We start from the raw sequence: 14,262 nt of genomic DNA on the forward strand, positions 1-14,262 counted from the left end.
AATCTGCGACAATAGCCGGCCTTGATTCCTGCCAGCAGCTGTGGCCCGCATCGATCAAACCCCCTTCGAAGTCGCGATCACCGACTTCACTCATGACGGCCGCGGCGTCGCCCGGCGTCCCGACGGCAAAGCCGTGTTCGTCGCCGGCGCCTTGCCGGGCGAACGCGTCATGGCCAAGCAGACCGCGCGTTCGCGCAGCTTCGACGAGGCGGTGACGCTGGAAGTGCTGGAAGCCGCGCCCGACCGGGTCGCGCCGCGTTGCGCTCATTTCGGCGTCTGCGGCGGTTGCGCCTTGCAGCACCTGGCCGAAGACAAGCAGATCCTCGCCAAGCAGCGTGTGCTGATGGACAACCTGGAACGCATCGGCCACGTCGTGCCCGAGCGCGTGCTGCCGGCGCTGACCGATGCGGCCTGGGGTTATCGCCGCAAGGGCCGGTTCTCGGTGCGTCGGGTCGAGAAGAAGGACAAGACGCTGGTCGGCTTCCGCGAGAACGACCCGCGCTTCGTCGCCGACATCGCCCGCTGCGAGACCGTGATTCCGCTGATCGGCGACAGGATCTCGGCCTTGGCGAATCTCATCGACGGCCTGCAGGCGCGTCGCGAGATTCCGCAGGTCGAGTTCATCGCCGGCGATCCCACGCCCGACTACACCGGTGTGGCGCTGACCTTCCGCCATCTTGCGCCGCTGTCCGAACCCGATCGCGAGGCCATCGTCGCCTTCGCCCAGGCCCACGGTTTCGCCGTGTTCCTGCAGCCCGGCGGCATCGACAGCGTGCACGCGCTGTGGCCGGCCGAGCCGAAGCTCGCGTTCTCGCTGCCGCAGTGGAACCTCGAACTCAAGTTCCGTCCGCTCGATTTCATCCAGGTCAATGCCGGCCTCAACGGCCACATGATCCAGCACGCGATCGACCTGCTCGAACCGCAGCCGCAGGATCGCGTGCTCGATCTGTTCGCGGGCCTGGGCAATTTCACCCTGCCTTTGGCGCGCACGGTGCGCGAAGTGGTCGGCGTCGAAGGCGAAGCCGGTCTGGTGCGTCGCGCTCGCGAGAATGCCGAACACAACGGCCTGGCCAATGCGCAATTCCATGCCGCCGATCTGAGCAAAGACCTCAGCGGCGAATCTTGGATGCGCGAAGGCTTCGACCGTCTGTTGCTCGATCCGCCGCGTTCGGGCGCCGATTTCGTCCTGACCCAGCTGCCGCTGAAGCAGTTCAAGCGCATCGTCTACGTGAGCTGCCACCCGGCTTCGCTCGCCCGCGACGCCGGCTATCTGGTGCGCGAGAAGGGTTGGAAACTGCGTGCCGCGGGCGTGATGGACATGTTCCCGCACACTGCCCACGTCGAATCGATCGCGATGTTCGAGCCGCGCTGAGCGCGAAGCCCGGCTTGCCCGGCATCTGCGAGACTGCGCCGCTGTCCTAAGGGTAGGAGCGGCGCAAGCTGCGGCCGCCATCTCTCAAGAATCTGCGCACTGCGATTGAGGCCGGTGCCGCGCGCACTCGCCGGATCACTCCGGCAGCAGCGACCAATCGGCACTCTGCAGGCGGAAGCGCAGCGGCTTGGAGCCTTTGCCCTGGCTCGGCGTATCCAGCTCGGCATGGCACTCCACCGCATCGTTATCGCGCTCGAGCTTGCACGACTCCAACGCGGTGACGGTAAGAGTGGCGGCGAATTCCTTGAATTGCGCCGCGGTCTTCGGGTCCTGTTCCTGGCCGCCGAGATGGGCCAGGTGCTCGCGCACCAGTTCCTGCGCCCGCGCCAGCGTCGGTTGTGGCGCATCGATGTCCTTCTCTTCGACCACGCGCCACTGCGCGCCGTCGCGGCGGAAACGAAGGGCCGTGTAGTTGTCGCCGATGCTGCCTTCCATCCTGAGGATGCAGGTGGTCTGGGCCGCGTCCAAGGGCTGGCAGCCTTGCACCGCGGCGATCTTCATCGATTCCAGCATGGTCGCGACCAGCAGCGAAGGCGATGGCTTGCTCGCTTGCTTACTGATTTCGGCATCGATGGCGAGGCGGAAGGCGGCTTTGGCTTCATCCAGGCTGAGCGCGGCGTCGGCGGCGAACGCAGCGCCGGGAGCGGACAGCAGGGCGAGACACAACAGGCGGGACGTGAGCGCGATGATAGGCATCCGTGCGGAACTCGGGAGTGGCGGGCGGCGCCCGCGGACCGCGCAGTGTACGCAAGCGCGCGACCGCATCCAGCGGCTGCGTCATAATGGCGCATGGCTATAGAAATCGAACGCAAATTCCTGGTGGTCGGCGACGCTTGGCGCACGGCTGCGCACAAAGTCGTGCCGATGGCGCAGGGCTATCTCAACGATCTGGCGGCGATGGATGCGCCGGTCGCGGGCGCCGCAGCGATGAAGGCCTCGGTGCGCGTGCGCATCGCCGGCGACGAGGCGTTCTTGAACCTCAAGTCGCGCGAGCTCGGCCACACGCGGCAGGAGTTCGACTATCCGATCCCGGTCGAGGACGCACGCTGCCTGCTTGCGCTCTGCGTCGGCGGCATGATCGACAAGCGCCGTCACTACGTCGAACACCAGGGGCACCTGTGGGAAGTCGACGAGTTCCTCGGCGACAACGCCGGCCTGGTCGTGGCCGAGATCGAGCTGGAGCACGCCGAGGCCGACTTCGCCCGGCCCGACTGGGCCGGCGCCGAGGTCACCGATTCGGCGCGCTACTACAACCTGGCCCTGGCGACCCGGCCGTACGTGCGCTGGAGCCCGGCCGAGCGCGACGGCAGCGCCGCCTGAGCCCCGCGCCTGGCGCCGCCTGAAGGCCGGGGACGGGCGGGGTACGCCTGTCGCGCCATCTGCGAGACAATGGCCGCGGCGCAGCCAGCGCCGCCTTCTATCCTGGAGTTCCGCATGCTCGTGATCGGCGTCGCCGGTACCGAACTCACCGCGCAGGAGCGCGACTGGTTGCAGCACGATGCCTGCGCCGGCGTCATCCTGTTCAGCCGCAACTTCGCCTCCCGGGCCCAGGTCGCCGAGCTATCGGCGGCGATCCGCGAGGCCGCGCCGCGTCCGCAGCTGATCTGCGTCGACCAGGAAGGCGGGCGCGTGCAGCGCTTCCGCGAGGGCTATAGCGCGCTGCCGCCGCTCGACGTGTTCGGCCGGCTCTATGTCAGCGACCGCGAGGCGGCGCTCAAGTTGGCCGAGGAGCATGCCCAGCTGATGGCCAGCGAGGTGCAGGCTAGCGGCGTCGACCTGAGCTTCGCTCCGGTGGTCGACCTGGGCCGCGGCAATCTGGCGATCGGCAATCGCGCCTTCGACGCCGACCCGCAGGTCGTGTCCGAATTCACCGCCGCCTACGTCCGCGGCATGCACGCGCGCGGCATGGCCGCGACGCTCAAGCATTTCCCCGGCCACGGCTCGGTGCTGGCCGATACCCATTTCGACGAGGCGATCGATCCGCGCACCCTCGAGGAACTGCGTGCGACCGACCTGATTCCGTTCGTCGCCGGCATCGAGGCCAAGGCCGATGCGGTGATGATGGCGCATGTGTCGTATCCGGCGGTCGCGCCGGAACCGGCCGGCTATTCGCGGCGCTGGATCGAGGAGATCCTGCGCGGCGAGATGCAGTTCCGCGGCGTCGTCTTCAGCGACGACATCGGCATGGCCGCCGCGTTCTCGGTCGGCGGCATCAAGGCGCGCATCGATGCGCACTTGGACGCCGGTTGCGACGTGGTCCTGGTCTGCCACCCGCAACTGGTCGAAGAATCGCTGGCGGCGGTCGCAGGCCGTCGCCTCAACACCGCGGCGCTGACCGGCCTGATCGGTCGCGGCGCCATGGGCTGGGACGGCCTGATCGCCGATGCCCGCTACGGCGAAACCCGCCACCGTCTGGAAGGATTGGCTTGATGACCTCGCACGACCTGGCCGCGGCGCTCGCCGATGCCGAGCTGATTTTCGATCGCGGCACCCTGGAGCGCGAAATTGCCCGCATGGCCGGCAAGATCCGCAACGACTATGCCGGCAGCGTGCCGGTGTACCTGACGATCATGCACGGCGGCCTGCCGTTCGCCGCGCAGTTGGCGATGGAGATCGGCGCACGCGGGCTCGATCTGGAATTCGATTACCTGCATGCGACGCGCTATCGCGGCGCGACCTCCGGCGGCGAACTGGTCTGGAAGCATCGTCCGGCGACGCCGTTGCGCGGCCGTCGCGTGCTGCTCGCCGACGACATCGTCGACGAAGGCCACACCCTGCATGCGATCCGCGAGTGGTGCCTGCAACAGGGGGCGGTGGAAGTGCGCATCGCCGCGCTCGCGGTCAAGGCGCACGACCGTTGCGTCGAGGGCCTGCGCGCGGATTACGTAGGGGTGGAAGTGCCGGACCGCTACGTGTTCGGCTACGGCATGGATTTCCACGAGCAGGGCCGCAACCTGCCCGCGATCTACGCACTGAAGGATTGAGATGAGCGATCTGGCAATCGACCTGGCGGTCATCGGCGGCACCGGCCTGTACCGCATCGCCGAGCTGCAGGATGTCGAGTCGCACCAGCCGGTGACGCGCTACGGCGCGCCGTCGGGTCCGATCCGGGTAGGCCTGCTCGGCGGCCGCCGTGTGGCCTTTCTGGCGCGCCATGGCGAAGGCCATTCGCTGCCGCCGCACCAGGTCAATTACCGCGCCAATCTCGCCGCGTTGCAGGCCCTCGGCGCGCAGCGCGTGCTTGCGCTCAATACGGTCGGCGGCATTACCGAACGGTTCGGGCCGCGCGTGCTGGCTTGCCCGGATCAGCTGATCGACTACACCTGGGGCCGCATTTCGACGATCTGCGAAGAACCGGGCACCGAAGTGCTGCACGTCGATTTCGGCGAGCCCTACACCCGCAGCTTGCGCCAGGCCGTCATCGCCGCCGCGCAGAGCGCCGGCGTGGCCTTGGTCGACGGCGGTTGTTACGGCGCCACCCAGGGCCCGCGCCTGGAGACTCGCGCCGAAATCGTGCGCATGCGCCGCGACGGCTGCGACCTGGTCGGCATGACCGGCATGCCCGAAGCCGGCCTCGCGCGCGAACTCGGCCTCGACTACGCCTGCCTGGCCATCGTCGCCAACTGGGCCGCCGGCGCGGGGCCCGATCCGGACGAAGTGATCACCCTGCAGGATGTGCTCGACAACGTCGCGGCGGCCTCCGCCGGGTTGCCGGCGCTGCTGAGCGCCGTGCTCGATAGGTGATAGGAGTCGCATAAACCGAATCCCGCCGATAGGGCGTGGCCGGTTTTCCCTGCGGACTACGTGATGGATGTGGTCACGCTGAGCCGTTGTCATCCACCGGCACAGTTTGCATACTCGCAATGCGTCTCGTGGCACACATGGCGACGACGCACGTCAACGCATCCAGCATGAGGTCAATAAGGATATGCAGTACGGCACCGTGAAGTGGTTCAACGACGCCAAGGGCTTCGGTTTCATTTCTCCCGAAGATGGCAGCGCGGATGTATTCGTGCACTTCTCCGCGATCAACGCAAAAGGCTTTCGCAGTCTGCAGGAAGGTCAGCGCGTCAGCTACCAGCTGACCCAGGGTCCGAAGGGCGCGCAAGCGTCCGAAGTGGCTCCGGTGGTTTGATTGCGTTGCCCCTCGAGGGCAATGGCTGGCCCGATCGAATCGGACAGTTTCCAAGGCCTCGCTCCGGCGGGGCCTTTTTTCTTTGTGCGGCCGTCGCGTTCGGTTGTGGCTGTAACAGTTGCTGTTGCTGTTGCTGTTGCTGTTGCCGTTGCCGAGATTTTGATCTGCTTTGCCGCTTTGCCGGTCAAGCGGAGACCCGGAGGGCGGCGCACAGGACGTGCGCCGTTTTCCGATAAGACAAGGATGTCTTATCGGAAAATCCCGGCGACAGCATTGCACTCGTGGCTTGTGCCCTTGCAAGGAGAGCCCTTTTCTTTGGTTACTTTTCTTTTGGGCTTAGCAAAAGAAAGTAACCCGGCCGCGTGAGCGGACGGAAGCTTTGCTCTTGATTGAAGTAAACGCCGGGGCCCGGCAGGACGTGGTCGCGACTTGCGTCGCTCCTACCCCGGCGACGACACGCCGCTTCGATGGATGGCCTCGGCCCTGCTGCCTTTACGCGTCCCGCGGTCGCGACTCACGTCGCTCCTACAGGGATGGATTCGAGGTAGCACGCCGGTGCGCTAGCTCCAGGGTAGGAGCGACGCAAGTCGCGACCGCGATCTCTCAATCTCGCGCTGAGACGAGCCGCAGCCCGTCAGGGGTAGGAGCGGCGCGAGCCGCGACCGCGCTGCGATGGTCTCGCGGCGCTTTTCTCAAGCAAGATCAAACGCCAAAAGCTTCCGCCACTAAAGCGGCGGGTTACTTTCTTTTGTCTAAAGCAACAAAAGAAAGGTAACCAAAGAAAAATGCTTTGTTTTGAATCACCGGCCCGCACGAGCGGTGCATCCGCGGGGATTTTTCATACGGGACATCCCTGTCCCGATGAAAAACGGCCCGCATCCATGCAGGCCGCCCTTCGGGTCTTCGATGGCCTTCGCGAATGCGAAGCGGCGCACAGCAACAGCAACGGCAGGCGTTACGGCACAAGGTAAGGGACCGCGCCAGCTTGGAAGCCCGCGGTCGCGGCTTGTGACCGAAGGAAATCCAGTAGGGCGCCGCTCCTACCCTGAAAGCGCGAAGCGCCAAGTGCGTCGGAGCGCTGGCGTACTGCAGCTCCAGAGCGAGCGAGGGCCTCCGGTTGCGGCCACCGTGCCGCAGATCGGCCCGCCCCCATTTCCTGGACCCGGCGAGCCACGCAGGCCAGACCCCACTAGAATCCAGACAAACCCAAGGGAGAGTCGCCGCCATGGACACGCTGCCCCCGTTCGCGACCCATCGGGTCGAGAATCAACCGCCGCCGTTCGCTCCGCGCGATCTGTGGCGCGACGACGTCGCCCTGCGCGAAGCGGTAAGCCGCGAAGGCGGCGACAGCCATGCCGAGGCGCTGGCACGCTACGGCGCGCTCGCCGGCGACGAGATCTACCGCCTCAGTTTCGATGCGCACCGCGACAAGCCGCGTCTGCGCAGCCACGATGCCCTGGGCCATCGCATCGATCTGGTCGAGTTCCATCCGAATTACCACGCGATCATGCGCGCCGCGATCGAACACGGGGTGGCGGGCCTGTCCTGGCACGATCCGCGTCCGGGCTCGCATGTCGCGCGCGCGGCACTGAGTTATCTGCATCACCAGGTCGAACCGGGCACCAGTTGTCCGCTGACCATGACCCACGCCGCCGCGCCGGTGCTGCGTCACGCGCCGGCGCTGGCCGAGTGGGCGCGCAAGGCCGCCGCGCCTAGCTACGACGGGCGCGATGTCGGTTTCGGCGACAAGGCCGGCCTGACCCTCGGCATGGGCATGACCGAGAAACAGGGGGGCTCGGACGTGCGCGCCAACCAGACTGTCGCTACGTCCGTGTCGGGGGACGAGTACGAACTGGTCGGCCACAAATGGTTTTTCTCGGCGCCGATGTCCGACGGCTTCCTCGTGCTGGCGCAGGCGCCGGGTGGGCTGAGTTGCTTCCTGATGCCGCGCTGGCATCCGCACGGCGGCAAGAACGCGCTGCGGCTGATGCGGCTCAAGGACAAGCTCGGCGACTGGTCGAACGCATCGTCCGAAGTCGAATTCCAGGGCGCCTGGGCGCAACGCATCGGCGATGAAGGCCGCGGCGTGGCGACGATCATCGAGATGGTGATGCTGACCCGCCTGGACTGCATGCTCGGCTCGGCCGGCGAAATGCGCATGGCCCTGGCGCAGGCTATGCATCACGCCCGCCATCGGCGCAGCTTCGGCAAGCCGCTGCTCGATCACGCGTTGATGCGCAACGTCCTGGCCGATCTCGCGCTCGAGGCCGAGGCCGCGATCCAGTTCGCGATCCGGGTCGCCGGCGCGGTCGACCGTGCTGGCGGCGATGCCCGCGAGCAGGCGTTCGCGCGCATCGCCACCGCGATCGGTAAGTACTGGATCTGCAAGCGCGCGCCGGCCTTCGTCAACGAAGCACAGGAGTGCCTGGGCGGCGCGGGCTATGTCGAGGAATCGGTCTTGCCGCGTCTGTACCGGCAGGCACCGTTGAATTCGATCTGGGAGGGCAGCGGCAACATCCAATGCCTCGACGTGCTGCGTGCGCTCGCACGCGAGCCGCAGACCGCTGCGGCCTTGCTGGCCGAGCTCGAATCGGCCGTCGGCCGCGACGTCGCATTCGACGCCCAGCTCGACCCATTGCGCGCGGTTCTGAGCGGGCAAACGCCAGTGGCGGAGGCGCAGGCGCGGGTTTGGACCGAGCGCCTCGCTCTTGCGCTGCAGGCGGCCACCTTGTTGCGCGCCGGCAGTCCGCTGGCGCCGGCATTCTGCGCGAGCCGGCTTGGCGGGCAGCATGGCCTGGCTTTCGGCACCTTGCCTGAAGGATTGGACTTCGACCTCGTCCTGCAGCGAGTGCTGCCGGCATGAGGGCGATGCGCATCGGTCTGTTCGCCGCCGCCGTGCTTTGCGCGCCGGCCTGGGCGCGCACGCCGCCGGCGATGGCCCCGGCTTCGCAACGCGCCGACAGCATCGTCGTCGACAAGTCGGAGCGGCGCATGCGCTTGCTGCGCGACGGCAAGCTCATCCGCACCTATTCGATTCTGCTCGGCGATGCGCCGAGCGGGCACAAGCGCCAGCAGGGCGACGAGCGCACGCCCGAAGGCGCTTACCGCATCAGTGGGCGCAATCCGAACAGCCGCTTTCATCTGTCCCTGCGCGTGTCGTATCCGAACGAGGCCGATCGCAAGCAGGCGCGTGCGCGCGGCGTCGATCCGGGCGGCGACATCATGATTCATGGCGGCACGCCGCCCGGATACCGGCGCGATTGGACCGACGGTTGCATCGCACTGAGCAACGAGCAGATCGAGGAGGTCTGGAGCCTGGTGCCGAACGGCACGCCGATACGGATCGATCCCTAGCCTGCGCGACGACATCCCTGAATGCGCCGTCCGTCGCAGCGAACCGGCGATGACGGCGGTTTTCCCCGGATGGGTGTATGGTCGCCCGGTCGGCCATTCCAGGCCGCAGCGGGAGGTGCAACCATGCGTGGTTCACGTAAATCCCAGGCGCTGGCGCTGCTGGCGCTGGCCGCGGTACCGCCGCCGGCCCACGGTTCGGATTTTTCGTTTGCGCTGTTCTGGCTCGGACGCGGGGCGACACTGGTCGTCTTGTGCCTGTTTACGCTTTGGTTGATCGGCGAGGCCAGACGCGCCGGTTGACGCATCGGTAAGCGTCGATCGTCGAGCGCTCGATGAATGCGAGCGCGTCGCTCGCGATGCGCATCGAGGTTCGCGCATCGCCGGACATAATCGCAGCAGCGCTCTCGCGATACCCCTGTTGCACTGCAGCGTCGCAAGGATGTGCGGCAACATTCGTATGCGCATCGTCCGGCGTGATCAGGCGTGGATTCGTTCAGCCTCAACATCGCATGCGCGTTCTTGTGACGCGCCTCGGAATACCGATGTGACGGGGCCTCGCCGGCGGCTTGTGCGCGCGCCCGGCATCTCCTTATCTGTCTGCTCCCGTCGTCCCGATACGCATCGAACGCCACGCGAGTGTTGTCCCGATGGTGGGTCCGCCGTCCATGCGATGGCGACACGAGGTCCTCACGACTGACCTCATCCGAGCCATGTCAGATTCCATCCCTAAGGAGTTCTTCAACATGTCCGTATCGAAATCCGGCAAGCGCGCCGGCCTGGCGCGTGTGTCTTTGTTCTCGATGATGACGGCGGTGGCCGCATTGTCCTGCGGCGCGGCGCTGGCGGCCGACGAAGTGAGTCCCGAGCTGAAATTCGCGATGCAGCGCGACCTCGGCGTGTTCCCGTCGCAGCTCGGTCAGTACCTGGCCACCGAACGCCTAGCGCAGACCCAGGCGGCCGCGGTCGAACGCGAGCTCGGCGGCAACTTCGCCGGCAGTTGGATCGAGCGCAACGAGGACGGCAGCTTCAAGTACGTCGCCGCGACTTCGGGCGCACGCAAAGCCTCGCGCATTCCCGGCGTCGAAGTGCGCACCGTGCGCCATAGCCTGAAGCAGTTGCAGAACTCGATGGATCTGCTCGACGCCGGTTCGCAGGCGCGAGTGAAGGGCATCAGCAAGCCGCTGAGCGGCGTCCAGAGCTGGTACGTCGACCAGACCAGCAACAGCGTGGTGGTCAAGGTCGACCAGGGCGCGACCGAGCGCGGCGTCGATTTCGTCGCCCTCAGCGGCGCCGACAGCGGCATGGTGCGCATCGAGGAAATGCCGGGCACGTTGCAGACCACCGCGACCATCCTCGGCGGCATCGAGTATTCGATCAACAACGCCTCGCTGTGTTCGGTCGGTTTCTCGGTCACGCGCGGCACCACCAAGGGCTATGTGACCGCCGGCCATTGCGGCACGGTCGGCGCCATCGCCCGCGTCGGCGGCGTGCAGGTCGGCTCCTTCGCCGCTCGCGTGTTCCCGGGCAACGACCGCGCCTGGGTCAGCGTCGGCAGCACCCACAGCTTGCAGGGGGCGGTCAGCAACTACAGCGGCGGCACCGTTGCGGTGCGCGGCAGCACCGAAGCGGCGATCGGCGCGGCGGTGTGCCGTTCCGGCCGTACTACCGGTTATCGCTGCGGCACCATCACCGCCAAAAACGTCACCGCCAACTACGCCGAAGGCGCGGTGCGCGGCCTGACCCAGGGCAACGCCTGCATGGGCCGCGGCGATTCGGGCGGCTCCTGGATCACCAGCGCCGGCCAGGCGCAGGGCGTGATGTCGGGCGGCAACGTGCAGGCCAACGGCAACAACTGCGGCATTCCGGCCTCGCAGCGCAGCAGCCTGTTCGAGCGGCTCGGCCCGATCCTCAGCCAGTACGGCCTGACCCTGGTGCGCAGCTGACCGGGGACGAGTAGCTAGGAACGGGGAGTTAGAAACGAGGAGTGAGGAGAGCACGGGCGTCGGCGGTATCTGCCTTCGCTCGCTCCTCACTTCTCACTTTTCTGCACTCGCTCCTCGCTCAATCCAGGAACTGCAGTTTCGCCAGCTCGGCGTACAGGCCGCCTTCGGCGAGCAACTGCGCGTGGGTGCCTTCGGCGACGATGCGGCCGCGGTCCATGACCACGATGCGGTCGGCCTTGAGCACGGTCGCCAGGCGATGGGCGATGACCAGGGTGGTGCGGCCTTCCATCAGCGTTTCCAAGGCCTGCTGCACGGCGCGTTCGCTCTGCGCATCGAGCGCGCTGGTGGCTTCGTCGAGCAGCAGGATCGGCGCGTCCTTGAGCAGGGCGCGGGCGATGGCGATGCGTTGCTGTTGGCCGCCGGACAGGCGCGCGCCGCGTTCGCCGAGTTCGGTCGCCAGCTTGTCGGGCAGGGCCTCGATGAAATCGGCGGCATGCGCGGCGCGCACGGCCTGGGCGACGTCCTCGTCGCTGGCTTCGAGGCGGCCGTAGCGGATGTTGTCGCGCGCGGTGGTGGCGAAGATGGTCGGCTGCTGCGGCACCAAGGCGATGGCCTCGCGCAACGCGGCCGGGTCGAGCTCGCGCACGTCGACGCCGTCGACTTTGACCGCACCCTGCTGCGGGTCGTGGAAGCGCAACAGGATCGAGAACACGGTGCTCTTGCCGGCGCCGGAGGGGCCGACCAGGGCCACGGTCTCGCCCGGACGCACGCGCAGGCTGAAATCCTCCAGCGCGGGCAGGTCGGGGCGCAGCGGGTAGTGGAAGCCGACATGCTCGAAGACCAGTTCGCCGTGCAGCGGCTTCGGCAGCACTTTCGGATGCGCCGGCGCGCGCACCGCGCTGGATTCGTTGAGCAGTTCGCTGATCCGGCCCATGCCGCCGGCGGCGCGCTGCAGGTCGTTCCAGACCTCGGCGAGGGCGCCGATCGAACCGCCGCCGATCAGGGCATAGAGCACGAACTGGCCGAGCGTGCCGGCGCTCATGCGCCCGGCGACGACGTCGTGCGCGCCCGACCACAGCACCAGGGTGATCGCGCCGAACACCAGGGTGATGGCGATCGCGGTGACCCAGGCCTGGGCGCTGATGCGCTGGCGTGCGGTTTTTACCGCGATCTGCAGCGACTGGCTGAAACGGCCTTGCTCGTACGGCTCGCGCGCATGCGCCTGGACCGTGCGCACGGCGCCGAGGGTTTCGCTGGCCAGGGTGTTGGCGTCGGCGACGCGGTCCTGGCTGGCGCGCGAGATTTTCTGCAGCTTGCGTCCGCCGATGACGATGGGCAGCACCGCCAGCGGAATGCCGATCAGGGCGAACACGGCCAGGCGCGGGCTGGTCCAGAACAGCATGCCGAGGCTGCCGATCACGGTGACCGTGCTGCGCAAGGCGACCGACATGCTCGAACCGACCACGCTGCGCAGCAGTTCGGCGTCGGCGGTGAGGCGCGAGACCAGCTCGCCGCTGCGGTTGCGGTCGTGGAAACCGGCATCGAGCGCGATCAGGTGGCTGTAGAGCTTCTCGCGCAAGTCGGCGACTACGCGCTCGCCCAGCACCGAGACGAAATAGAAGCGGATCGCGGTGGCGAAGGCCAGAGCGATGGCGACCAGGAACAGCAACAGGAAGGCGCGGTCGATCGCGCTGCTGCCGCCACCCGCGGAGCTCTGGGCGAAGCCCTGGTCGATCATGGTCTTGAATGCGACCGGCAGGCTCAGGGTGGCGGCGCTGGACGCGCCCAGGGCGAACAGCCAAGCCACGAACAGGCGGCTGTGCTTGCGCACGAACGGCCACAAGGTCCGCAGACTGCCGATCGGGGCCTTGCGGTCGTCGCGGCGTGAGTCGACCGGACGGCCGGCGCTGGAATCTGTCATCGGGAGGCGTTCATGGGGAGGGGGCGCGGCCGGGTTCTTCGAGGCGCACGCGATTACGTGTGGCGTCGCGAAGCTGCGCTTTCAAGGCGTCGACCTGCGATTCGGGCAGGCGGATGAGCATGCGCACGCCTTCGGCGCTGTAGCGTTCCTGGTCTTTTTCGGCGCCGTGGGCGCTCAAGGCGGCATGCACGGCGCCGGTGTCCTCGAACGGAAACGCCAGCTCCAGCTCGCTGTAGCGCAGCAACTCGTGGCGTTCGGCGCAGCGCAGGCACTCCGCCGCGCAACCGCCGTAGGCACGGACCAGGCCGCCGGCGCCGAGCTTGATGCCGCCGTACCAGCGGGTGACGACGACCACGACCTGGTCGTAGCCCTGGCCGTCGATCGCGGCCAGGATCGGCCGCCCGGCGGTGCCGGCCGGTTCGCCGTCGTCGTTGAAACGATATTGCGCGCCGATGCGGTAGGCCCAGCAGTTGTGGGTCGCGGCCGGGTCGCCGACCTCGGCGATGAAGGCCAGCGCCGCTTCCGGCGTGGTCACCGGAGCGGCGAGGGCCAGAAAGCGGCTGTGCTTGACCTCGATCGACAACGAGGCGCGCGCGGCCAGGGTTGCGAGGGTCATCGGCGGACGCTCGCGCCGGTGCCGGGCCGATGGCCCGGACTCATTTCAGCAGGGTGCGCAGGTCGTCCGGCACCCGCGTCTGCGGATGGGCGCGATGGAAGCGGCGCAGGCTGTCGCGGGCGAGCTCGGTGTCGCCGCGGTCGCGGTAGCCGCGGATCAGCTCCAGCCATTGCGCCGGGGTCAGGCGGGCTTCCTGGGCGGCATCCGGCATGATCCGGCTGCCGGTGACCTCGATCCGATCGAGCGTGCTGGAGTCGTTGGCCGCCGCCGGCTGGACGGCCTGCGCTTCTGCCGCCGGCGCGTTGGCCGACTGGGCGGCAACGGCAGGGGCGGGGGCAGGGGCGACCGAGCGGGCGGCGCGGCCCAGCACGGGCGCCGGCTTGCTGTGCCGATCGGCGGCGGTCTTGCCCTCGGCTTGGGCAGCCGATGTGGCGGCTGCGCCGGCCGGAGCGGCCTCGCGCAGTTCGTAGCGGCGTTCGCGGTCGAGCTGCGGTTTGGCGGCATCGCGGGCGGTGGCGGCGGGCGCGGCGGCCGGTGCCGGCGTATGGACCGGGGCCAAGGCCGGGGCGGGCGGCGCCGGCGGGGCGGCCATGACCGGCGCGGGCGGCGCCGGGAATGCGTCGACGGGTTCGGCCACGGCGCGCTCCGAGGCCTGCTTCTGCACGCGCTGGCGCTGCTCCGCGCGCCGCCCCTCGGCGGCCGCGTCGCTGCGTTTGGCGGCTTCCAGCGGAGGCGGGGGCGGGGGCGGGGGCGGTGCGATCATTTGTGGCGGAGCCTGCGGCGGCGCCGGCGGTTCGGGCACGGCGATCGCGGCCGCGGCATCGGCCGCGCCGGCGCTGCTGTCGCGGGCGTAGTCCGAGG

General features: G+C 68.1%; 15 protein-coding genes. 11 read left to right on the plus strand and 4 right to left on the minus strand.

Going from position 1 to position 14,262, the window contains the following annotated elements:
* Nucleotides 1-28 precede the first annotated feature (28 nt).
* Complete coding sequence (rlmD, locus tag LC490_RS22615; RefSeq protein ID WP_223621705.1) at nucleotides 29-1,372, plus strand: 23S rRNA (uracil(1939)-C(5))-methyltransferase RlmD; 1,344 nt, start codon at nucleotides 29-31, stop codon at nucleotides 1,370-1,372.
* Nucleotides 1,373-1,507: 135 nt separating this feature from the next.
* On the opposite strand, the gene LC490_RS22620 is transcribed toward rlmD, so the two are convergent.
* Complete coding sequence (locus tag LC490_RS22620; protein WP_223621694.1) at nucleotides 1,508-2,128, minus strand: hypothetical protein; 621 nt, start codon at nucleotides 2,126-2,128, stop codon at nucleotides 1,508-1,510.
* A 93-nt stretch (nucleotides 2,129-2,221) separates the two neighbouring features.
* Between LC490_RS22620 and LC490_RS22625 the strand changes: the two genes are divergently transcribed.
* The 10 genes from LC490_RS22625 (at nucleotide 2,222) to LC490_RS22670 (ending at nucleotide 10,864) form a co-directional block, all read left to right on the plus strand.
* Nucleotides 2,222-2,752 (plus strand): CYTH domain-containing protein, encoded by a 531-nt coding sequence (locus tag LC490_RS22625; protein WP_223621695.1) that lies wholly within the window; start codon nucleotides 2,222-2,224, stop codon nucleotides 2,750-2,752.
* A gap of 114 nt (nucleotides 2,753-2,866) precedes the next feature.
* Complete coding sequence (gene nagZ, locus LC490_RS22630) at nucleotides 2,867-3,862, plus strand: beta-N-acetylhexosaminidase (protein ID WP_031373675.1); 996 nt, start codon at nucleotides 2,867-2,869, stop codon at nucleotides 3,860-3,862.
* On the plus strand, nucleotides 3,862-4,416 hold the full coding sequence (locus tag LC490_RS22635) for a hypoxanthine-guanine phosphoribosyltransferase (protein ID WP_031373676.1): 555 nt from the start codon (nucleotides 3,862-3,864) through the stop codon (nucleotides 4,414-4,416). Before nagZ ends, LC490_RS22635 begins: the two co-directional genes overlap by 1 nt.
* 1 nt (nucleotide 4,417) lies before the next feature.
* Complete coding sequence (locus LC490_RS22640) at nucleotides 4,418-5,176, plus strand: S-methyl-5'-thioinosine phosphorylase (protein ID WP_031373677.1); 759 nt, start codon at nucleotides 4,418-4,420, stop codon at nucleotides 5,174-5,176.
* A 184-nt stretch (nucleotides 5,177-5,360) separates the two neighbouring features.
* Entirely contained in the window at nucleotides 5,361-5,567 is a 207-nt protein-coding gene (locus tag LC490_RS22645; RefSeq protein WP_031373678.1) for a cold-shock protein, read from the plus strand.
* A 21-nt stretch (nucleotides 5,568-5,588) separates the two neighbouring features.
* The gene (locus LC490_RS22650) at nucleotides 5,589-5,933 is read left to right on the plus strand and encodes a hypothetical protein (protein ID WP_223621696.1); all 345 of its coding nucleotides are present in this window, start codon (nucleotides 5,589-5,591) and stop codon (nucleotides 5,931-5,933) included.
* An 859-nt stretch (nucleotides 5,934-6,792) separates the two neighbouring features.
* Nucleotides 6,793-8,430, plus strand: coding sequence for an acyl-CoA dehydrogenase family protein (locus tag LC490_RS22655; RefSeq protein WP_223621697.1), 1,638 nt, complete (start codon nucleotides 6,793-6,795; stop codon nucleotides 8,428-8,430).
* Entirely contained in the window at nucleotides 8,427-8,921 is a 495-nt protein-coding gene (locus LC490_RS22660; RefSeq protein ID WP_081931258.1) for a L,D-transpeptidase family protein, read from the plus strand. Before LC490_RS22655 ends, LC490_RS22660 begins: the two co-directional genes overlap by 4 nt.
* Nucleotides 8,922-9,044: 123 nt before the next feature.
* Nucleotides 9,045-9,221 carry a hypothetical protein gene (locus tag LC490_RS22665; protein WP_223621698.1) on the plus strand — a complete coding sequence of 59 codons (177 nt, stop codon included), beginning with the start codon at nucleotides 9,045-9,047 and terminating at the stop codon, nucleotides 9,219-9,221.
* A gap of 443 nt (nucleotides 9,222-9,664) precedes the next feature.
* Nucleotides 9,665-10,864 (plus strand): S1 family peptidase, encoded by a 1,200-nt coding sequence (locus tag LC490_RS22670; protein ID WP_223621699.1) that lies wholly within the window; start codon nucleotides 9,665-9,667, stop codon nucleotides 10,862-10,864.
* 118 nt (nucleotides 10,865-10,982) lie between these two features.
* On the opposite strand, the gene LC490_RS22675 is transcribed toward LC490_RS22670, so the two are convergent.
* The 3 genes from LC490_RS22675 to LC490_RS22685 all read right to left on the minus strand — a co-directional run.
* Nucleotides 10,983-12,785: an ABC transporter transmembrane domain-containing protein gene (locus LC490_RS22675; RefSeq protein ID WP_031373716.1), complete on the minus strand. Its 1,803-nt coding sequence runs from the start codon at nucleotides 12,783-12,785 to the stop codon at nucleotides 10,983-10,985.
* 10 nt (nucleotides 12,786-12,795) lie between these two features.
* Complete coding sequence (locus LC490_RS22680; protein WP_223621700.1) at nucleotides 12,796-13,401, minus strand: YigZ family protein; 606 nt, start codon at nucleotides 13,399-13,401, stop codon at nucleotides 12,796-12,798.
* Between the two features lie 40 nt (nucleotides 13,402-13,441).
* On the minus strand, nucleotides 13,442-14,262 hold an 821-nt coding region (locus LC490_RS22685; RefSeq protein WP_223621701.1), incomplete at its 5' end, for a hypothetical protein.

Source organism: Lysobacter sp. ESA13C, assembly GCF_019970005.1.
GTDB lineage: Bacteria > Pseudomonadota > Gammaproteobacteria > Xanthomonadales > Xanthomonadaceae > Lysobacter > Lysobacter antibioticus_B.